Origin of the sequence: Serratia quinivorans, from assembly GCF_052113645.1 — a bacterium.
GTDB lineage: Bacteria > Pseudomonadota > Gammaproteobacteria > Enterobacterales > Enterobacteriaceae > Serratia > Serratia quinivorans_B.
Map to the genome: position 1 here is coordinate 154,958 of NZ_JBIEIU010000003.1, position 18,477 is coordinate 173,434.

Genomic DNA, 18,477 nt, shown 5'->3' on the forward strand with positions numbered 1-18,477 from the left:
TGACTGGCGTGGATCCCCGTTGGCGGATCGATAGAAGAGCGGGGTAAGAAAAAATGACCAAACCAATTGATACCCATTCCAGGCATGTTACGCCACGAGGTGGCAACGTGTTCGCTGACCTGGGGTTTGCCCCTGACGAGGCTCGGGAGTTGCAGACGCAGTCCAATGCAGAGATTGAACATATCATTGCGCTTAAAAGACAACTGATGGGAGAAATAAGCGCGTGGATAGAGGGAGAGGGGTATCGACAAGAGGAAGCCGCACGTCATTTGCATACTTCACGGCCGCGGGTGTCTGATGTGGTAAACCGGAAAACAGATAAATTTACTCTTGATGCACTGATCAACATGCTCGCCAATATAGGCAAATCAGTAAAATTGGTGATTGAGTGATAAGCCTGCCGTTTTAGCGGCCATTCTGTGCCCCAGTACTCGCTTTATGCGAAATTCCACGCGGTTCCTGTTAGACTCAAAAGTATAAATCACATGATTTTTGCGCGTGACTCCGCGCGCAACCACGCCGCCACGGCACTTTTCTCAACGATTTTCTGATTAAGTATGGCAGATTGATGAAAGTAGTCACTCAAGTTGCAGAACAGCGCAAGGCGCTGGAACAGGCCGTTTCACAGGCTTTGGAACTGGCGCGCGCCGGCTCCGATGCGGCAGAAGTTGCCGTGACCAAATCTACCGGTATCAGCGTCAGCACTCGCTTTGGCGAAGTGGAGAACGTTGAGTTCAACAGCGATGGCGCGTTGGGCATTACCGTCTATCACCAGCAACGCAAAGGCAGCGCTTCCTCTACCGACCTCAGCCCGGATGCTATCGCTCGCACCGTGCAGGCGGCGCTGGATATTGCCCGTTATACCTCGGTCGATCCGAACGCCGGCCCGGCGGAAAAAGACCTGCTGGCGTTTGAAGCGCCGGATCTGGATCTGTTCCACCCGGCAGAGCTGGATGCCGAGCGCGGCATTGAACTGGCTGCTCGCGCCGAACAGGCGTCGTTGGCAGCGGACAAGCGTATCACCAATACCGAAGGCGGCAGCTTTAACAGTCACTACGGCATCAAGGTGTTCGGCAACAGCCATGGCATGCTGCAAAGTTATTGCTCCAGCCGACACTCGCTGTCGAGCTGCGTGATTGCCGAGCAGGGTGGCGATATGGAGCGCGATTACGCTTACACCATCGGCCGTGCGATGGGCGATTTGGAAAGCCCTGAATGGGTTGGCCAGGAATGTGCCCGCCGTACTCTGTCGCGCCTGGCTCCGCGCAAGCTGTCGACCATGACCGCTCCGGTGTTGTTCGCTTCAGAAGTGGCGACCGGCCTGTTCGGCCACCTGGTCGGTGCCATCAGCGGCAGCAGCGTTTACCGTAAATCCACCTTCCTGTTGGATTCTTTGGGCAAGCAGATCCTGCCGGACTGGCTGACCATCGAAGAGCACCCGCACCTGTTGAAAGGCCTGGCTTCCACGCCGTTCGACAGCGAAGGGGTACGGACCCAACGGCGTGACATCGTTAAAGACGGCGTACTGCAAACCTGGCTGTTGACCAGCTATGCGGCACGCAAGCTCGGCATGCACAGCACCGGTCACGCAGGCGGTATCCACAACTGGCGCATTGCCGGGCAGGGGCATGATTTTGCCGGCATGTTGAAGCAACTGGGCACCGGGCTGGTGGTTACCGAACTGATGGGGCAGGGCGTTAGCGGCATCACCGGCGACTACTCGCGGGGCGCCGCCGGTTTCTGGGTAGAAAACGGCGAGATCCAGTATCCGGTCAGCGAGATCACCATCGCCGGGAATCTGAAGGATATGCTGCGCAACATCGTCAGCGTGGGCAGCGATATCGAAACCCGCAGCAATATTCAGTGCGGCTCTGTTCTACTGCCGGACATGAAAATCGCCGGGCAATAAGCTTCACCACGGCTGGCCGCTCCGGTTGCCAGCCGCATCACTCTCCCTTCCCCGGTTTTAACCTTGCTTACAAATCTCTGGTTTCGATTTTCCGCTCCCTTGCCTATGTTTAGGCAGTGCTGCGCCATGGCCGCGGTCATGGTGGCGCACAGCCCGATAAGGGACCAATAAAACAATAACCGGAAGGTGAGCAAGCATGTCGAACAAACTGAAAGCGCTGATGGCGTTGGCGCTGCTGGGTGCCAGTTCACTGGCGGTCGCGGCCGATCTGGCCGACGATATGGATACCATTGCAGGCAATTACAAAACGGTGCTGAGCACTGACTCCACGGATACCCTGAAGCAAAGCCTGCAGAATATGCGCGCCGCCGCGGTGGATGCGAAACAAAGCACGCCGCCGAAGCTGGAGGATAAAGCCCCTGATAGCCCGGAGATAAAAGATTTCCATCATGGGCTGGACACCTTGATCGATCAGATCGATCAGTCGCTGGCGCTGGTCAATCAGGGCAAACTGGCTGAAGCCAAGCAGGTGGCGCAGGGCTTCAAGCAAACGCGCGACGCCAACCACAAGAAGTTCCGCTAACCCCTTTCGCGCCGTTCTGAGGCCAGATAACAGGACGGCGCCTGCCCCAGCACGCGGCGAAACATCGTTGCAAACGCTGCGCTGCTTTCATAACCCAACTCCAGAGCTACCTGTGTCACGCTGCTGCCCTCGGCCAACCGAGCCAGCGCCAGCACTACGCAGGCTCGCTGACGCCATTGCGAAAATGACATGCCGGTTTGAGCACGGAACAGGCGGCTGAAGCTGCGAATACTCATATACAGGCGTGCGGCCCATGCCTGTGGCGAGTCGTGCGCGTCAGGTTGTTGCAGGAATTGCTGACAGAGCTCCCCCAGTCGCCGGTCCGCAGGCAGGGGGATGTGCAGCGGCAGAGATTGCAGATGAGCGAGCTCATGCAGCAGCAGGCCAACCAGTGCGCCGTCCCGACCCTGTTCGTCGTACTCCAGGGGCATATCGACGGCCGCCATCAACAGCTGGCGCATCAGTGGCGTCACGCTGACCACCTGGCAGTCCTGCGGGGGAGAAGCCCACAGCGCGGCCGGTTCAATGTACAGACTGCGGGTGGTCACTCCGACCATTCTTACCTCATGGGCCATTTGCGGTGGCAGCCACACCGCCCGTTGGGGCGGAACAATCCAGTTCCCCTGACGGGTAAATACATGCATCACCCCGGTAGCACCATAGAGTAGCTGAGCGCGCCGATGCCGGTGCATGGGCAGCAGGTAGCCCGGTGGGTAGTCGTTGCCGATGGCAATCACCGATCTTGGCACGGTGTCGAGGTCATCAATACGTAAGTTGCGCATAAAGCCTCTGGTTAAACAGGTTGGCCGAAACGCAATGATAGTTGGCCTTTCATATGAAGCAAGCCAAGGCCCGTCGTTTTATTCTGCCGTTCGATACTTTGACTCAGGAGCGCCTGCGGCTATGGCGGATATTATTTTCGTGCTGTTTACCGGTTTCCTTACCGGTATTACCACCATCGTGTTCGGTTTTGGCGGTGGTTTTGTGGTGGTGCCGCTGGTTTATCACCTGGTACATGCATCAGGCGGACAGCCAGGCCAGGCGATGCATATCGCGGTGGCGACCTCGACGGCGGTGATGATCTTCACGGCGGGTTACGCCACCCTGGCCCACTGGCGCAGCGGCAATCTGATGCGTGAAACGCTGGTCCCGCTAATCTTTTATATCGGCATCGGCGCCGCTGTGGGGGCTTTTGCTTCCAGCCTGTTGGCGGATGGCACGGTGCGGTTGTTATTCGCAATTTATATGTTGGTGACGATTGCGGACTGCCTGTTCAGACCGGGGTTTTTGGTCAAACCGGCACGCGCGGCATTTTCAAAGGCGACCCTGTTTATCGGTGGCCCGTTGATTGGGGTGATCGCCACGCTGCTCGGCGTGGGGGGCAGCGTGATGACGGTGCCATTGCTGCGGCGGCATGGCCATGAAATGCGGCATTGCGTCAGCTCGGCCAATGCGTTGTCGATCCCGGTCGCCGTCGTGGGTGCGTTGATGTATGTCAGTTTGGGCTGGAAGGAAATGCCGGGGTTGCAATATCTGGGCTACGTTAATCTGGCGTTGCTGGGGCTGTTGGTGACGTCCGGCATCATGGGGATTGTGTTTGCCAAGAGATGGCTGCCGAAGGTCAATGATCGGCTGCATGCCAGAATTTATGTGTTGTTGTTAATCGGGGTGCTGATCGCCATCAGCCTGTGAGACACAGAAAGGGCGGCTGGTTACCGCCCTGATTACCGCTTAGCGGTGGTATTCACCCGCCGCTTCCGGCTGGTACAGCAGTTCCAGCACTTCAATCCGCGCTTCTTCGCCATTCGGCAACTGCCAGGTAATCTGGTTGCCGATGTGCATGCCCAGCAGCGCTGCGCCCAACGGCGCCATCACTGAAAGTTGCTCGTGGCTATCCTTCAGCGAAGCCGGGTAAACCAGCGTACGCACGTGTTCTTCTGCCGTATGCAGATCGCGGAAACGCACGCGGCTGTTCATGGTCACCACGTTGGCCGGGATCTGGGCCGGCGGCAGGATTTCGGCGCGATCCAGCTCGATGTTCAGCGCAGCGGCGACATCGGTGTTGGCAAAGGCCGGTTGTTCCAATAGCGCATCCAGGCGTTCCGCATCCAGCTCATTAATAGTAATGGTTGGCTTGGTCATTCCACTCTCCAGTCAAATCAAAGGGCGTCGGGATTACGCGCCCGTAAATTCGTAAAAACAGCACAAAAGCAACACCCCCGCGCCAGAGGAGCGGGGGTGTTGTTGATGTCGAATTGTCTTAGCGATAGTAGGCGGTTAAGCGGGGAAAAGAAAGAGATCCCGATCACGAAGCTTTTCACCACCGTTGGCTGAACTGGAAACCCTTTGTAGTGTTATCTTTTTGTAATTTAATTGAATTATCTGGAAAATGCTTATTTTGCGAAATGGATCCCTGACGGTCACTGAATTTCCACTTTCAACTGGAAAAAAACAGAGTACACAGAATTTCTTCCCGGGGTTAGGGTAAAGGCATCAGAGAAGGCGGGTTATTCAGGTGATGCGCTGTGCGATTGACAGAATCATGTTTGGATCTAGGGGTACTGAAAAGTGAATGATGGATCTGCTGCGATAGAAAATAGTGAACAACCTGACGTCAGCATAGCCGGGGCGATAACCGAGCAGGTGCTGGCTGGTATTACCGCGATGCTAAACGCCGAAGGCATTTATACCAATGCGGTGCAGCAACAGATGTTGGAGTCGCATATTCGCGCTATGGTGTTGCGTTCAATAACCGGCGAGCCGTTACCTGAGGTCGATAAATCACTGTTTGATGAGATCTCGGCGGAATCGATGCAAATGGCAGAAAAGGTTGTGGACCAGTTTGCTACTCTGCCGATTGAAGAGGCTTATTTGCTTTCCGTACATTTTGAAGTGGCAAAAGATAATAACCAATAGTTTTTACCGAATTAAATTAATCAGGAGAAAATACCATGGGTCAGATTACCGTAGTGATTGGCGATCGTTTGGGTAAAGGTCAAAAAGTGGGTCAGGGCATTGAAAATGCAGGCGGAAAAGCCATTGTGATCCCTGGCGTAGCGGCGGACATGAAGCTGGGCGACGTGATGAAGGCGGAAGGCGCACAGTTAGGTATCTCTTTCTGCGGCAGCGGCGGCGCCGGGGCCATCACCGCGCAGACTAAATACGGCTACAAAGCAAAATATGGCATGCGTTCGATTGATGAAGGCGTGACGGCAATTAACGAAGGTTGCACCGTATTAGGTTTTGGTTTTATGGATAAAGAAGAACTGGGTCAAAAGCTGGTTGAAGCCTACGTCAAAAAACACGGCAACCCGTAATGAAAGAACAATATACAACGTCAGTTAAGGTGGAGGGCAAGGGCGACAGCAAAGCGAAAGCTTTTGCTTCCGCCTTGGCCAATGTGCAGGGCGCGGTATTAAAATCCACCAGTAATATTCTGCTGCGTATTGAACCGCAGGATGTCAGCGTATTGAAAGCGGAAGAGAAAATAACAAAAGAAAAGTTTTTATTTTTCTTTCTGCCGCGCGAAAGAAAAAACTACTCCGTTACTCTGGAAATAACCGTGAACGTGACAATGATCAATACAGAGAAAGTTGTCTTCGTCGCGAAATAAAAACGTTAGCATAAATCAAAGGGTATACTGATGTTTTTAATCATCTTATTTAAGTCGCTTATTATCGGCGGACTGGTGGGGGTTGGCGTAGGGGCCGGCGCCGCACGTATGTTCCATGCTCCGACGACACAGGGCATGGGGGCTTTCCGCACCCTGGGCGAGCTGAACTCCTGCGAAGGCGATCCGGCTTCCCACTTCTCATTCGGTCTGGGCTTCTTCTTCAACGCCTGGGCGTCTTCCGTGGCGGCTGGGGCCTTCACGCAGGACGTTGACCACCGCATCATCCCACACTGGGGCGCGGCGGCGTTGATGGTCAAAAACCGCAACCTGGCGCAAACGCTGCACGACCCGAAAAAAATGGCTATCGCCTGCGGCATTATCGGCATGCTGGTGGTGGCCTTCCTGAATACCACCGCTTCCGCAGTGCCTGCCGCGCTGCAGGTTACGGCGATCAAGGTATTGGTACCGGCGGCTAATTTGCTGGTGAATACCGTGATGCCGGTGATCTTCTGGTTGGCGGCGATCGACGCCGGGCGTCGCTCCGGCTTCTGGGGCACCATCTTCGGTGGTCTGGCACAGCTGATCATGGGCAACGCCGTACCGGGTCTGGTGCTGGGCATCCTGATCGGTAAAGGCGTGGAAGAGAGCGGCTGGAACAAAATCACCAAGATCATGATGGCGGTGATCGTGCTGCTGTTCGTGCTGAGTGGTTTCTTCCGCGGCTTCGACATGAAAGTCCTCGAGTCCTTCAGCCTCGGCGTGCCGGGTTGGTTGGACGCCATTCACAACACCCTGAGCGGTAAATAAGGAGCTGGATAATGGAAGAACAAACCCAAAAAGGCTTCTGGTATGCCGACTGGTCGTTCCCGATTTTTGTTGGCCTGCTCTCTTCCGGCGTGTTCGCCGGGACGCACATGTATTACCTGTACGGCATTGGCGCATTTAACGAAGTTGCCTTCGTTTCCATGCTGCGTGCCGGAATGGACACCGGCGTTTACGGTGCCGTGGCGGCCTTCGGCGCCAGCTTCCTGTTTGCGCGCATCATTGAAGGTTCGCTGGTGGGGATCCTGGACATCGGCGGGGCGATCCAGACCGGCGTGGGGTTAGGGGTTCCGGCATTGCTGCTGGGGGCGGGGATTATCTTCCCGGTCGCCAACTTTGCGGCCTCGTTGGTGACCGGTCTGGTGATTGGCCTGGCGATTGGCTACCTGATCATTCTGGCGCGTAAATTTACCATCAATCAGAGCAACTCCACCTATGGGGCGGACGTGATGATGGGCGCCGGTAATTCCTCCGGTCGTTTCCTGGGGCCGTTGATCATTCTGTCGGCGATGACTGCTTCCATTCCGATTGGTATCGGCTCACTGCTCGGCGCGCTGCTGTTCTATATCTGGAATAAGCCGATCACCGGCGGGGCGATCCTCGGTGCGATGCTGTTAGGGGCCATTTTCCCGGTAGCCATCGCTTAATCGCGAGCGTGATTGCTGGGGGCGGCGCGCCGTGCCGTCCCCAGGCTGGAAAAGGAGTAATGCAGTATGTATGACTTAGTAATCAGAGGCGCCAGACTGGCGGATGATCGGCTGGTGGATCTGGCGGTCAAAGACGGCAAGATTGCCGAAGTGGGGCAATTGGCCGACGACGTCCACGCCCATCGGCAACTGGATCTGGCGGGTAACTGCCGCCTGAGCGCCGGCTGGATCGACTCCCACGTGCACTGTTATCCCTCTTCGCCGATTTACCACGACCAACCGGATCAGGTCGGTACGGCCTGTGGCGTCACTACGGTGGTCGACGCCGGCAGCACCGGCACCGACGACGTGGAAGCGTTTTATGCGCTGACGCGCAGCGCCAAAACCAACGTTTTCGCCTTCCTGAATATTTCGCGTATTGGCCTGCTGCGACAGAACGAACTGGCCGATTTGGCGGATATCGATAAGCAGAAAGTCAGCCAGGCGATCGGCAAACACGCCGGTTTCGTCATCGGTATCAAGGCGCGCATGAGCAGCAGCGTGGTCGGCCAGAACGGCATCCGGCCGCTGGTGCTGGCCAAAGAGATCCAGCAGGAAAACCACGCGTTGCCGCTGATGGTGCATATCGGCAATAACCCGCCGGATCTGGATGAAATAGCCGATCTGCTGACCCGTGGCGACATTATCACTCACTGCTACAACGGCAAACCGAACCGTATTCTGACCCCAGCGGGTACGCTGCGTGAGTCTATCCAGCGCGCGCTAAAGCGCGGCGTCTTGCTGGACGTCGGCCACGGCACCGCCAGCTTCAGCTTTGAGGTTGCGCGGCAGGCGATTGCGCTCGGCATTTTGCCGCACACCATCAGCTCCGATATCTACTGTCGCAACCGTATGGCCGGGCCGGTACACAGCCTGGCGACGGTGATGTCCAAATTCTTCAGCGTCGGGCTGTCGTTGCCGCAGGTGATTGCCTGCGTCACGGAAAATGCCGCCTCGGCGTTGCATTTGACCCGCAAGGGCCGGCTCGAGCCGGGTTGCGATGCCGATTTCACCTTGTTCGAGCTTCGTCAGGGGCCGCAGGTGTTCGCCGATTCAGAAGGGCAGTCGGTCGCGGGTGAACAATTGCTGGTTCCGCTGGCCGCGGTGGTGGCCGGGGAAATCCTATTAACCGATGAAGGGAAAGCCGCTCATGTCTTCGATTTATGAAAAATATAATCTAAAACAGGTCATTAACACTTCAGGTCGTATGACCGCACTGGGCGTGTCCACGCCCCGCCAGGACGTGATTGACGCCGTTGATTACGGCATGAACCACTATTTTGAAATCAAGGATCTGGTCGACAGGACCGGCGCTTACATCGCCAACCTGCTGAATGTCGAAAACGCGGTGATTGTTTCCTGTGCCTCGGCGGGTATCGCTCAGTCGGTGGCGGCGCTGATCGTCAAAGACAACGCCAACCTGTTGGTGAATCTGCACTCCGCGCCGATTACCGTCCCGCGTGAAATCGTGCTGCCGCGCGGTCATAACGTCAACTTTGGCGCGCCGGTCGATACCATGGTGGCGCTGGGCGGCGGCAAGGTGGTTGAGGCGGGTTACGCCAACGAGTGTTCCGCCGAGCAACTCGAAGCCTGCATTACTCCGCAGACGGCGGCTATTCTCTATATCAAATCGCACCACTGCGTGCAGAAAAGCATTCTTTCCGTTGAGCAGGCGGTGGTGGTGGCACGCAAACATAACCTGCCGCTGATCGTCGATGCGGCGGCGGAAGAAGATCTGTTGTGCTATTACCAGATGGGCGCGGACCTGGTGGTTTACAGTGGCGCCAAGGCCATCGAAGGCCCAACCAGCGGTCTGGTGATTGGCAAGAAACAGTACGTCGAATGGGTGAAGCTGCAAACCGGCGGTATCGGCCGGGCGATGAAGGTCGGCAAAGAGGGGATCCTCGGCCTGACGCAGGCGATCGAAAGCTACCTGACGCTCGAAAAGACCACCGGCCAGCAGATGGTGGAAAGAATGACGCCGTTTATCGACAGCCTGAATACCCTGAACGGTATCAGCGCCAAAACCGTCTGGGACAGCGCCGGCCGTGATATTGCGCGGGCCGAAATTACCTTTGACGAAGCGCTGCTGGGGCGTTCGACCTACGACATCGTGCAGGCGCTGAAAACCGGCGAGATCGCTATCTACTTCCGTGGCTATAAAGCCAACGAAGGCAAGGTTGAAGTGGACGTGCGCAGCGTTGACCAGCAACAGCTGATGACCGTTTTCACCTGTATTAAAAATCTGTTCACGGAGAAACAAGCATGAAGCTGCAACCTAACTACTATCGCGATCGCGTGTGCCTGAATGTGTTGGCCGGTTCGAAAGACAATGCCCAGGATATTTATGCGGCGGCGGAAGGGCATGTGCTGGTGGGCGTTCTTTCCAAGAACTACCCGGACGTCGACAGCGCGGTTGCGGACATGCAGCATTATGCGCAGCTGATTGAGAATGCGCTGTCGGTGGGACTGGGTGCGGGCGATCCTAAACAATCGGCGATGGTCAGCCTGATTTCTCAGCGGGTACAGCCGCAGCACGTCAACCAGGTGTTTACCGGGGTGGGCGCCAGCCGTGCGCTGCTGGGTCAAAATGACAGTGTGGTGAACGGCCTGGTGTCGCCAACCGGTCGCGTCGGTTGGGTGAAGATTTCAACGGGTCCGTTGAGCGCTGCGGCGCCGGACGGCATTGTACCGGTGGAAACCGCCATCGCTCTGTTAAAAGACATGGGCGGCAGTTCAATCAAGTATTTTCCGATGGGCGGGCTGGCATGCAGAGAGGAATATGAGTGTGTCGCCAAAGCCTGTGCCGAACATGACTTTATGCTGGAACCGACTGGTGGCATCGATCTGGAAAACTTCGAGCCGATCGTCGAGATCGCACTGGCTGCCGGCGTGAAGCGCGTGATCCCGCATATCTACAGCTCCATCATTGATTCTGCCAGCGGCAATACTCGTCCACAGGATGTAAAAACCCTGCTGGCGATGACCAAAAAGCTGGTGGGTTAAGCGCATTATCGGATGACGTAAGGCAGGGAGGCAACAGGCTCTGTATCCACAGGCGCAGGCACACCGCGCCGCTATCTTTACCCTATGGCTTTCAAGTTGCAGCTAGGCGGCCAGCTCACTCATCCCCAGGCGCTTACTAAAGTCAAGTAACTGGGGTGAGTTAGTACAGGTAACAACGCTGTGGCTTGAAAGACGACGGGTATATCATCAGGATAACTATGCGAAACTGGCAAACTTCTTCCACCCTGCGAACGGCAGTCACTCTGGCGCTGTTGGCGATGGCTAGCCCGGCGCTTCATGCTGAGGATGCAATGAAATCTACGTCATCTCATTTTGCTTATATCGGTACCTATAATCCCAACGGTGAAGGTGTTTACCGGGTGCAGGTTGACTCGGCCAGCGGCGCGTTGAGCGCCAGGACACTGGCCAGCAACCAGCCGAATCCGGCACAGCTTACCGTAGATGCCAAAGGCCAGACGCTGTATGTCGCCAGCGAAGTGGCAGATTTTAACGGCACTAAACACGGCGGCATTATCGCTTACCGTATCCATCCGACTGACGGTAGCCTGACGCAGCTTAATCAGGTCGATTCGCAGGGGGCGGGGCCGGTTTACCTTTTCCTGACGCCGAACGGCCGCCATCTGCTGGTGGCAAACTACGTCAGTGGCACCGTAGCCGCTTTCCCGGTTGAGCAAGACGGTAAACTGGGTAAAGCCAGTTCGGTGCAGCAACAGCAGGGGCCGGCAGGGGCCGGTAAACCACAGGCGGCAGTCGAGGGCAGCTTTGCCATCAGTGATCATAACGGCCCGCATGCGCATATGATCGCCAGCGATCCGAGCGGCAAGTTTGTGTTTTCCACCGATCTGGGGCTGGATCGCATTTATCAATGGCGCTTTGACGACGCCAGCGGCCAGTTAACGCCGAACGATCCGCCGTGGATCGCGGCGTCTTCTGCCGGTGCCGGTCCGCGTCATTTTGTATTCCATCCGGACGGCAAAACTCTGCTGCTGGTGAACGAAGAGGCTTCGACTCTGACCAGCTACCGTTTTGATAACCAAAAAGGTACTCTGAAACAGTTACACGTCGTCTCCTCGCTGCCTGCCGATTACCAAGGCACCAACTTCGCCGCCGGGCTGGTCCTGAGCGAAGATGGCAAAAATCTGTACGTTGCCAATCGGCTGCACAACAGCATTGCGCAGTTTGGCGTTGGCAGTGGCGGTGAATTGCATTCGGTGGCGGAAACCTGGACGCGCGGTGATTATCCGCGCTCGCTGACGCTGAGCCCGGACGGGCGTTATCTGTATGCGATGAATCAGCGTAGCGATAACGTCACCCGCTTCAGCGTGGATAAGACCAGCGGCAAACTCAGCTTTGTTGAAGGCTATACGCCGGTGGGCAGCCCCTCGCAAATGGTGTTCTTGCCGGTGGTGAAGTAACCCGTTGCCCGCCGGATCTCCCTGGCGGGCACCTTAATTGACGGAAAGAGAATGGTGCGATTTCCCTACCCGCGTTTGGCCTATCTGTTCGATGCTTTGCAGTCCGAGACTTTGCCGCAAGATGAGTTGGCGAAGCGCTTCGCCGTGTCCACCCGAACCGTACGCGCCGACATCACTGCGCTGAACGATATTCTGGAAAAATATGGCGCGCACTTTGTGCATAGCCGTGGGGCGGGTTATCGCCTGCAGGTGGATGACGCCGGGTTATTCAGCGCCCTGCAGCATCAGGAGCGCAAAAAACACGCCACGCCACGCAGTGCGCAGGAACGGGTGCACTATCTGCTGATTCGTTTTTTGACCTCAGCCTTTTCTCTGAAGCTGGAAGATTTGGCCGATGAATGGTTTGTCAGCCGCGGCACGCTGCAAAACGACATGGCTGAGGTGAGGGAGCGCCTGGCGCATTATCAGTTGACTATTGAGACCAAGCCGCGCTACGGCATGAAGCTGTTCGGCTCGGAGATGGCGATCCGTGCCTGTCTGACCGACCTGCTATTCCAACTGCATTTGGCCGATGCCGAGAATCCGTTGCTCAACAATGAGATCCTGCAGCAACCGCAGGTGGTGACTTTTGCCGGGTTGCTGCATCCACTGCTGTCGCAATACGCGATCCGTCTGACGGACGAAGGCGAGCAATACCTGATTTTCTACTGTGCGGTGGCCTTGCGGCGCATTACCGACGGTTACCCGTTGCCGGACTTTGACGTCGAGGACGGTGATGATGCGGTGCGCAAGGTTTCTACCTGGCTGGCCGGGGAATTGCGCAAAGCCAGCGGTAAAGAGGTCTCGATGGCGGAGGAAGCTTATCTGCGGGTCAATATCGCCGCGCGCCGGGTGCAGGAGGTTCAACCGACCGAGATCAACGCCGACGATGAAGAAGCGCTGGTGGATTACATCCTGTCGTATATCAATTCGCACTATAACTACAATCTGCAGGGCGACAAGCAGCTGCGCGCCGATCTGCTCACCCACATCAAAACCATGATCACCCGGGTGAAATACCAGATTAATATCCCCAACCCATTGCTGGCGAACATTAAGCAGCATTACCCGATGGCCTATGACGTCACGCTGGCGGCGGTGTCGAGTTGGGGAAAATACACGCCTTACACCCTGAGTGAAAATGAGATCGGCTATTTGGTGCTGCACATTGGTGTTGGCCTGGAGCGGCATTACAACATCGGTTATGAGCGCCACCCACAGGTCATGCTGGTGTGCGATACCGGCAACTCGACGGTGCGTATGATCCAGGCGCAAATCGCGCGCAAGTACCCGCAACTGGTGATGACGCGCATTGTTTCGCTACGCGATTACGAGGTGCTCAACCATATCGACGAAGACTTTGTCATTTCCAACGCGCGGGTCAGCGAAAAGAACAAGCCGGTGGTGGTGATGTCGCCGTTCCCGACCGAATATCAGCTCGAACAGCTGGGTAAGCTGGTGTTGGTGGATCGCACCAAGCCTTATATGTTGGAAAAGTTCTTCGACGCCGACCATTTTATGGTGGTGAACGAGCCGCTGACTCAGGCGCAATTGTTCCAGAAGGTGTGTAGCCAACTGGAGCGCGAAGGCTACGTGGGCGATGATTTCTATCCGTCGGTGGTGGAGCGCGAGGCGATTGTTTCCACCCTGCTGGGCGAGGGGATTGCGTTGCCGCACTCGTTGGGGCTGCTGGCGAAAAAAACCGTGGTGGTCACGCTGCTGGCACCGCACGGCGTAGCCTGGGGGGAAGGCGAGATCGCCCACGTGATTTTCCTGCTGGCAATCAGCAAAAGCGATTACGAAGAGGCGATGGCGATTTACGAGCTGTTTGTCACCTTTGTGCGCGAACGCTCGATGAGCCGCCTGCTGGGCAGCGACAATTTCGACAGCTTCAAGGCGGTAGCGCTGGACTGTTTGAGCAGGATCTAATGGCGGGAGCGCGGTTAGGTTCTAAGTCAGAGGGCGCAGCAGCGCCCTTATTTTTTAGTCTTCGTCAAAACCGGAATTTATCAGCTCAATCACCGCGGCCAGAGCTTTGGCTTCGTCCGGGCCGGTGGCTTCCACTTCGATATGACGGCCTTGGGCAGAGTCCAGCATCAGCAGCGCAATCACGCTGCTGGCTTCGGCTTCGGTACCGCTGTCGTTGCGCAGCATCACTTCGGCGTCAAAACTCTGCACCAGCTCGAACAGCTTCATCGCCGGGCGAGCATGCATGCCCAGCTTGTTTTTGATTTCAACCGTTTGCTTGACCGTCATTGTTTGCGTTTTTCCAGCGTACGGTGGCGTGATTGTACGTTCTTGCCGCGTGAGCGGAAGTAGTCGGCCAACTGTTCTGCCACGTAGACGGAGCGGTGTTTCCCGCCGGTACAGCCAATGGCCACCGTCAGGTAGCTGCGGTTATTGGTTTCCAGCATCGGCAGCCACTGTTCCAGATAACTGCGGGTCTGGTAGATGAAGTTGTGCACTTCAGTGTGGCGATCGAGGAATGACGCGACGGGTTTATCCAGGCCGGTCATCGGGCGCAGTTTCGGATCCCAGTGTGGGTTTGGCAGGAAACGTACGTCGAACACGTAATCGGCGTCGATCGGAATGCCGTGTTTGAAACCGAAGGATTCGAACACCATGGTCAGCTCGCGCTCGCGTTTGCCCAGCAGGCGGGTGCGCAGCATTTCGGCCAGTTCATGCACCGACATTTCCGAGGTGTCGATGATCAGATCGGCCCGTGAACGCAGAGGCTCGAGCAGATCGCTTTCTTCATCGATGGCGCTTTCCAGCGACAGATTCTTGCTGGACAGCGGGTGTAAACGGCGAGTATCACTGTAACGGCGAATCAGCGTATTGCGGTCGGCGTCGAGGAACAGCAACTGCGGCGAAAAACTGTCCGGCAGTTGGGTCATCGCATATTCAAACACTTCCGGCGATTCCGGCATGTTACGCACGTCAATGCTTACCGCCGCGGAGCTGTTGCGTTCTGCCAGCGTATTGGCAAGCTGCGGCAGCAGTACCACGGGCAGGTTATCAACGCAGTAAAAACCCATGTCTTCCAACGCCCGCAAGGCGACGGATTTCCCTGAACCGGAACGGCCGCTGACAATCATCAGCACCATGTGGTAACTCCCCCTGGCATCTCGGTGGCGTCTGTCGCCACCGTTAGAAACTTTATTATTCCGGCCTAAACCGGAATCCATCATGGCTAAACAGTATCGTTATCCGGGCTGGAAGTCACGCCAGCCGGGCGTTACTCGGTGATGATTTGGTAAAGCTCTTCGTCACTTTGCGCCGCGCGCAGGCGGCGGCATACGGTTTTGTCAGCCAGGCGCTTGGCGACCAGGGACAGGGTATGCAAATGGGTTTTACATTGGTCGGCCGGCACCAGTAAGGCAAACAGCAGATCGACCGGCTGGTTATCAATGGCGTCGAAGGCGATAGGTTGGTCGAGACGAATAAACACGCCAACGGCCCGCAGTGTGTCCTCTTCCAGTTTGCCATGGGGAATGGCGATACCGTTGCCGATACCGGTGCTGCCCATACGCTCGCGGGTGAGAACCGCGTCAAACACCACCTGAGGTGACAGGTTGAGCTGTTTGGCTGCCAGTTCGCTGATAATCTCCAAAGCCCGTTTCTTGCTGGTGCAATGTACTGAGCTTCTGGTGCACTCGATGTTTAACACCGAGCTTAACTGCATTGTTTCGTTATTCATCTCATCTTCACTTAAAACCACACCAGCAAGCAGGCTTGTGAGGTGATTTTTCGCCTTGTTTAACCCTGATGGCTTATCGGCGCGTACCCATACAGGTAACGCGCCGATCGCCGAGGCTACGTTTGAGCCGTACCCGCTGACGGAAACGGCCCAGAATGTCAGTGTTGTTTCAGTTTGTCTTTATGTTTGTTCAATTGACGCGCCAGTTTGTCGATCAGGCTATCAATTGCCGCATACATGTTCTCGTCTTCCGAGGTAGCGTGCAACTCGCCTCCATTCACGTGCACCGTCGCTTCCGCGATCTGTTGCACTTTTTCCACACTAAGAACGACATACACCTGATTTATGCGGTCAAAATACTGTTCGAGTTTGGCGAACTTGGTGTTCACGAACTCGCGCAAAGGTTCGGTGATTTCGATGTGGTGTCCGGTAATGTTGAGCTGCATAATGTCTTCCTTCTCAATAGAGGTCAAACCAACTGTTTACGCTGGTTGGACGGCGGGATGGACAAAGACTCTCGGTACTTGGCGACGGTACGCCGCGCCACGATGATCCCCTGGTCGGAGAGCAGGGTGGCCAGCTTACTGTCGCTGAGCGGTTTGGCGGGGTTTTCCGCCGCGATCATTTTCTTCACCACTGCCCGGATCGCCGTAGAGGAGGCTTCGCCCCCGCTGTCGGTATTCACATGGCTTGAGAAGAAATATTTCAATTCGAAAATGCCGCGCGGACTGTGCAAAAACTTCTGCGTGGTCACGCGTGAGATTGTCGATTCATGCATCTCCACGGCCTGGGCGATATCCGCCAGCACCATGGGCTTCATAAATTCGGCACCCTGTTCAAAGAACGCCTGTTGCTGCTCGACGATGCAGCGCGAGACTTTCAGCAGGGTGTCGTTGCGGCTTTCCAGGCTTTTGATCAGCCACTTTGCTTCCTGCAGATTGCTGCGGATGTACTGACCGTCGCTGTCGTTGCGTGCGCTGTTGCCCAGAGCGGCATACTGCTGGTTGATCTTCAGGCGCGGAATACTGTCGCTGTTGAGCTCAACCGTCCACACATCCTGCACTTTGCGCACCAGCACGTCCGGGATCACGTACTCGGATTCGCCGGTATTGATCGACTGGCCCGGACGCGGATCGAGTGACTGGATCAGCAGCATCGCTTCTTTCAGTGTATCTTCTTTTGAGCGTGTTGTTCGCATCAGGCTGCGAAAGTCGTGGTTAGCCAGCAAGTCCAGATGTTCGCTGATGATCAGGCGGGCTTCAGCCAGATAGGGCGTGTCTTTGGCGTACTGGGAAAGCTGGACCAGCAGACAATCGCGCAGATCGCGTGCCGCGACACCCACCGGGTCAAAGCGCTGTACGCGCTTCAACACCGCTTCGACTTCGTCCATTGTCACATTCTCGTCACCCATGCTCTCCAGAATGTCTTCCAGCGGCACGGTGAGATAGCCGGTGTCATCGACGGCGTCGACGATCGAAGTGGCGATGGCGGCATCAGTATCGGAAAACGGCGTCAGATCCACTTGCCACATCAGGTAATCCTGCAGGGTCTGGGTGGTTTCGCCCTGATACACCGGCAGTTCATCGTCGCTGTAATCAGTGCGGGTTCCTGACGGGGTGCCGGCGGTGTAGATTTCGTCCCAGGTGGCGTCCAGCGGCAGCTCTTCGGGCATGTCCTTTTGTTCCAGCGCCTCGCGGGTATCCAAACCTTCGGTGTCGGTCGTCTCTTTAGCGTCGATTTCTTCGTGCAGATCGGTCTGTTCAAGCAGTGGATTGCTCTCTAACGCCAGCTGTATCTCCTGCTGGAGCTCAAGCGTGGACAACTGCAGCAGGCGAATGGCCTGCTGGAGCTGGGGGGTCATGGCCAGTTGTTGGCTAAACCTGAGTTGCAAACCTTGCTTCATATTCTTCAGTCTACTTCCGTTAACAGTCGCCCATCAGGACGCGCTGGCACTCAGAGGCGGAATTCTTCGCCCAGATAAACGCGTTTTACCTGCTCATCGGCCAGAATAGCATCCGGCGTGCCGTGAGCAATCAGTTTGCCCTGGCTGACGATATAGGCGCGTTCACACACGTCCAGCGTTTCGCGCACGTTATGGTCGGTGATCAGCACGCCCAGGCCGCTGTCACGCAAGTGCTCGATAATTTTTTTAATGTCGATAACGGAAATCGGGTCAACCCCGGCGAAGGGTTCATCCAGCAGGATGAATTTCGGGTTAGCCGCCAGTGCACGGGCGATCTCCACGCGGCGACGTTCGCCACCGGACAACGCCTGGCCCAGGTTGTCGCGCAGATGGGTGATATGGAACTCTTCCATCAGCTCCACCGCACGGTCTGCCCGCTGCTCGCTGCTGAGATCTTCACGGATCTCCAGCACCGCCATCAGGTTGTCGTAAACGCTCAGACGGCGGAAGATCGACGCTTCCTGCGGCAGATAGCCGATGCCGCGACGCGCACGGGCGTGCAGCGGCAGCAGACTAATGTCTTCTTCGTCAATCACAATGCGTCCGGCGTCGCGCTGAACGATACCGACCACCATGTAGAAGGTGGTGGTCTTGCCGGCGCCGTTTGGCCCCAGCAGGCCGACGATCTCGCCGGATTTCACTTTCAGGCTGACGTCTTCAACGACTTTACGGCCCTTGTAGGCTTTCGCCAGGTTTTCTGCGATGAGTGTAGCCATAAGT

General features: G+C 56.4%; 22 protein-coding genes. 14 read left to right on the forward strand and 8 right to left on the reverse strand.

From position 1 onward, the window contains the following. The first annotated feature begins 53 nt into the window (after positions 1-53). The 3 genes from ACGS9J_RS08055 (at position 54) to cybC (ending at position 2,492) form a co-directional block, all read left to right on the forward strand. Positions 54-392, forward strand: coding sequence for a helix-turn-helix domain-containing protein (locus tag ACGS9J_RS08055; RefSeq protein WP_442230435.1), 339 nt, complete (start codon positions 54-56; stop codon positions 390-392). 176 nt (positions 393-568) lie between these two features. Then, the gene (gene pmbA, locus ACGS9J_RS08060; protein WP_442230436.1) at positions 569-1,909 is read left to right on the forward strand and encodes a metalloprotease PmbA; all 1,341 of its coding nucleotides are present in this window, start codon (positions 569-571) and stop codon (positions 1,907-1,909) included. Positions 1,910-2,105: 196 nt separating this feature from the next. Next, a complete protein-coding gene (cybC, locus tag ACGS9J_RS08065; protein ID WP_442230437.1) occupies positions 2,106-2,492 on the forward strand; it encodes a cytochrome b562 in 387 nt (128 codons plus the stop codon). Here the strand turns inward: cybC and ACGS9J_RS08070 are convergent. Continuing rightward, entirely contained in the window at positions 2,489-3,274 is a 786-nt protein-coding gene (locus ACGS9J_RS08070) for an AraC family transcriptional regulator (protein WP_442230438.1), read from the reverse strand. The two genes, cybC and ACGS9J_RS08070, sit on opposite strands and share 4 nt — an antisense overlap. 121 nt (positions 3,275-3,395) lie before the next feature. Between ACGS9J_RS08070 and ACGS9J_RS08075 the strand changes: the two genes are divergently transcribed. Then, on the forward strand, positions 3,396-4,184 hold the full coding sequence (locus ACGS9J_RS08075; protein ID WP_442230439.1) for a sulfite exporter TauE/SafE family protein: 789 nt from the start codon (positions 3,396-3,398) through the stop codon (positions 4,182-4,184). Between the two features lie 39 nt (positions 4,185-4,223). Here ACGS9J_RS08075 and rnk read toward each other — a convergent pair whose 3' ends face one another. Next, positions 4,224-4,634 (reverse strand): nucleoside diphosphate kinase regulator, encoded by a 411-nt coding sequence (gene rnk / locus ACGS9J_RS08080; RefSeq protein WP_442230440.1) that lies wholly within the window; start codon positions 4,632-4,634, stop codon positions 4,224-4,226. A 426-nt stretch (positions 4,635-5,060) separates the two neighbouring features. Here rnk and ACGS9J_RS08085 point away from each other — a divergent pair, with 426 nt between their 5' ends. The 10 genes from ACGS9J_RS08085 (at position 5,061) to ACGS9J_RS08130 (ending at position 14,023) form a co-directional block, all read left to right on the forward strand. Continuing rightward, entirely contained in the window at positions 5,061-5,408 is a 348-nt protein-coding gene (locus ACGS9J_RS08085) for a glycine dehydrogenase (RefSeq protein WP_442230441.1), read from the forward strand. A gap of 35 nt (positions 5,409-5,443) precedes the next feature. Continuing rightward, on the forward strand, positions 5,444-5,809 hold the full coding sequence (locus ACGS9J_RS08090; RefSeq protein WP_209637125.1) for an SFCGS family glycine-rich protein: 366 nt from the start codon (positions 5,444-5,446) through the stop codon (positions 5,807-5,809). Continuing rightward, the gene (locus ACGS9J_RS08095; RefSeq protein WP_442230442.1) at positions 5,809-6,105 is read left to right on the forward strand and encodes a DUF4312 family protein; all 297 of its coding nucleotides are present in this window, start codon (positions 5,809-5,811) and stop codon (positions 6,103-6,105) included. The genes ACGS9J_RS08090 and ACGS9J_RS08095 overlap by 1 nt, the downstream gene beginning before the upstream one ends. A 30-nt stretch (positions 6,106-6,135) precedes the next feature. Then, on the forward strand, positions 6,136-6,912 hold the full coding sequence (locus tag ACGS9J_RS08100; RefSeq protein ID WP_012147073.1) for a DUF4311 domain-containing protein: 777 nt from the start codon (positions 6,136-6,138) through the stop codon (positions 6,910-6,912). A gap of 11 nt (positions 6,913-6,923) precedes the next feature. Beyond that, positions 6,924-7,574, forward strand: coding sequence for a DUF4310 family protein (locus ACGS9J_RS08105; RefSeq protein ID WP_017894152.1), 651 nt, complete (start codon positions 6,924-6,926; stop codon positions 7,572-7,574). Positions 7,575-7,640: 66 nt separating this feature from the next. Beyond that, positions 7,641-8,780 (forward strand): amidohydrolase/deacetylase family metallohydrolase, encoded by a 1,140-nt coding sequence (locus ACGS9J_RS08110; RefSeq protein ID WP_442230443.1) that lies wholly within the window; start codon positions 7,641-7,643, stop codon positions 8,778-8,780. Continuing rightward, positions 8,764-9,882 (forward strand): DgaE family pyridoxal phosphate-dependent ammonia lyase, encoded by a 1,119-nt coding sequence (locus ACGS9J_RS08115; RefSeq protein ID WP_442230444.1) that lies wholly within the window; start codon positions 8,764-8,766, stop codon positions 9,880-9,882. Before ACGS9J_RS08110 ends, ACGS9J_RS08115 begins: the two co-directional genes overlap by 17 nt. Then, positions 9,879-10,619, forward strand: a complete 741-nt coding sequence (gene dagF / locus ACGS9J_RS08120) for a 2-dehydro-3-deoxy-phosphogluconate aldolase (RefSeq protein ID WP_442230445.1) — start codon at positions 9,879-9,881, stop codon at positions 10,617-10,619. Before ACGS9J_RS08115 ends, dagF begins: the two co-directional genes overlap by 4 nt. A 218-nt stretch (positions 10,620-10,837) precedes the next feature. After that, positions 10,838-12,055 carry a lactonase family protein gene (locus tag ACGS9J_RS08125; RefSeq protein WP_442230446.1) on the forward strand — a complete coding sequence of 406 codons (1,218 nt, stop codon included), beginning with the start codon at positions 10,838-10,840 and terminating at the stop codon, positions 12,053-12,055. A gap of 51 nt (positions 12,056-12,106) precedes the next feature. Then, entirely contained in the window at positions 12,107-14,023 is a 1,917-nt protein-coding gene (locus ACGS9J_RS08130) for a BglG family transcription antiterminator (RefSeq protein WP_442230447.1), read from the forward strand. A gap of 54 nt (positions 14,024-14,077) precedes the next feature. Here ACGS9J_RS08130 and npr read toward each other — a convergent pair whose 3' ends face one another. From npr to lptB, 6 genes are all read right to left on the reverse strand, one after another. Next, complete coding sequence (gene npr / locus ACGS9J_RS08135; protein ID WP_012147066.1) at positions 14,078-14,350, reverse strand: PTS phosphocarrier protein NPr; 273 nt, start codon at positions 14,348-14,350, stop codon at positions 14,078-14,080. Then, complete coding sequence (rapZ, locus tag ACGS9J_RS08140; RefSeq protein WP_012147065.1) at positions 14,347-15,201, reverse strand: RNase adapter RapZ; 855 nt, start codon at positions 15,199-15,201, stop codon at positions 14,347-14,349. Before rapZ ends, npr begins: the two co-directional genes overlap by 4 nt. Before the next feature lie 131 nt (positions 15,202-15,332). Next, positions 15,333-15,794 (reverse strand): PTS IIA-like nitrogen regulatory protein PtsN, encoded by a 462-nt coding sequence (gene ptsN, locus ACGS9J_RS08145; protein ID WP_099062098.1) that lies wholly within the window; start codon positions 15,792-15,794, stop codon positions 15,333-15,335. A gap of 158 nt (positions 15,795-15,952) precedes the next feature. After that, positions 15,953-16,240: a ribosome hibernation promoting factor gene (gene hpf, locus ACGS9J_RS08150; protein WP_012147063.1), complete on the reverse strand. Its 288-nt coding sequence runs from the start codon at positions 16,238-16,240 to the stop codon at positions 15,953-15,955. Positions 16,241-16,263: 23 nt separating this feature from the next. Continuing rightward, positions 16,264-17,697: an RNA polymerase factor sigma-54 gene (gene rpoN / locus ACGS9J_RS08155; RefSeq protein ID WP_442230448.1), complete on the reverse strand. Its 1,434-nt coding sequence runs from the start codon at positions 17,695-17,697 to the stop codon at positions 16,264-16,266. 50 nt (positions 17,698-17,747) lie between these two features. Then, positions 17,748-18,473: an LPS export ABC transporter ATP-binding protein gene (lptB, locus tag ACGS9J_RS08160; RefSeq protein ID WP_135318176.1), complete on the reverse strand. Its 726-nt coding sequence runs from the start codon at positions 18,471-18,473 to the stop codon at positions 17,748-17,750. Positions 18,474-18,477: the final 4 nt, after the last annotated feature.

Coding starts and splice junctions, on each gene's coding strand:
- ACGS9J_RS08100 (WP_012147073.1), top strand. CDS start 6,136: ATGTTTTTAATCATCTTATTTAAGTCGCTTATTATCGGCGGACTGGTG.
- ACGS9J_RS08070 (WP_442230438.1), bottom strand. CDS start 3,274: ATGCGCAACTTACGTATTGATGACCTCGACACCGTGCCAAGATCGGTG.
- ACGS9J_RS08090 (WP_209637125.1), top strand. CDS start 5,444: ATGGGTCAGATTACCGTAGTGATTGGCGATCGTTTGGGTAAAGGTCAA.
- ACGS9J_RS08130 (WP_442230447.1), top strand. CDS start 12,107: ATGGTGCGATTTCCCTACCCGCGTTTGGCCTATCTGTTCGATGCTTTG.
- pmbA (WP_442230436.1), top strand. CDS start 569: ATGAAAGTAGTCACTCAAGTTGCAGAACAGCGCAAGGCGCTGGAACAG.
- npr (WP_012147066.1), bottom strand. CDS start 14,350: ATGACGGTCAAGCAAACGGTTGAAATCAAAAACAAGCTGGGCATGCAT.
- rapZ (WP_012147065.1), bottom strand. CDS start 15,201: ATGGTGCTGATGATTGTCAGCGGCCGTTCCGGTTCAGGGAAATCCGTC.
- ACGS9J_RS08110 (WP_442230443.1), top strand. CDS start 7,641: ATGTATGACTTAGTAATCAGAGGCGCCAGACTGGCGGATGATCGGCTG.
- ACGS9J_RS08125 (WP_442230446.1), top strand. CDS start 10,838: ATGCGAAACTGGCAAACTTCTTCCACCCTGCGAACGGCAGTCACTCTG.
- rnk (WP_442230440.1), bottom strand. CDS start 4,634: ATGACCAAGCCAACCATTACTATTAATGAGCTGGATGCGGAACGCCTG.
- ACGS9J_RS08075 (WP_442230439.1), top strand. CDS start 3,396: ATGGCGGATATTATTTTCGTGCTGTTTACCGGTTTCCTTACCGGTATT.
- ACGS9J_RS08055 (WP_442230435.1), top strand. CDS start 54: ATGACCAAACCAATTGATACCCATTCCAGGCATGTTACGCCACGAGGT.
- ACGS9J_RS08105 (WP_017894152.1), top strand. CDS start 6,924: ATGGAAGAACAAACCCAAAAAGGCTTCTGGTATGCCGACTGGTCGTTC.
- dagF (WP_442230445.1), top strand. CDS start 9,879: ATGAAGCTGCAACCTAACTACTATCGCGATCGCGTGTGCCTGAATGTG.
- ACGS9J_RS08115 (WP_442230444.1), top strand. CDS start 8,764: ATGTCTTCGATTTATGAAAAATATAATCTAAAACAGGTCATTAACACT.
- ACGS9J_RS08095 (WP_442230442.1), top strand. CDS start 5,809: ATGAAAGAACAATATACAACGTCAGTTAAGGTGGAGGGCAAGGGCGAC.
- lptB (WP_135318176.1), bottom strand. CDS start 18,473: ATGGCTACACTCATCGCAGAAAACCTGGCGAAAGCCTACAAGGGCCGT.
- cybC (WP_442230437.1), top strand. CDS start 2,106: ATGTCGAACAAACTGAAAGCGCTGATGGCGTTGGCGCTGCTGGGTGCC.
- hpf (WP_012147063.1), bottom strand. CDS start 16,240: ATGCAGCTCAACATTACCGGACACCACATCGAAATCACCGAACCTTTG.
- ptsN (WP_099062098.1), bottom strand. CDS start 15,794: ATGAATAACGAAACAATGCAGTTAAGCTCGGTGTTAAACATCGAGTGC.
- rpoN (WP_442230448.1), bottom strand. CDS start 17,697: ATGAAGCAAGGTTTGCAACTCAGGTTTAGCCAACAACTGGCCATGACC.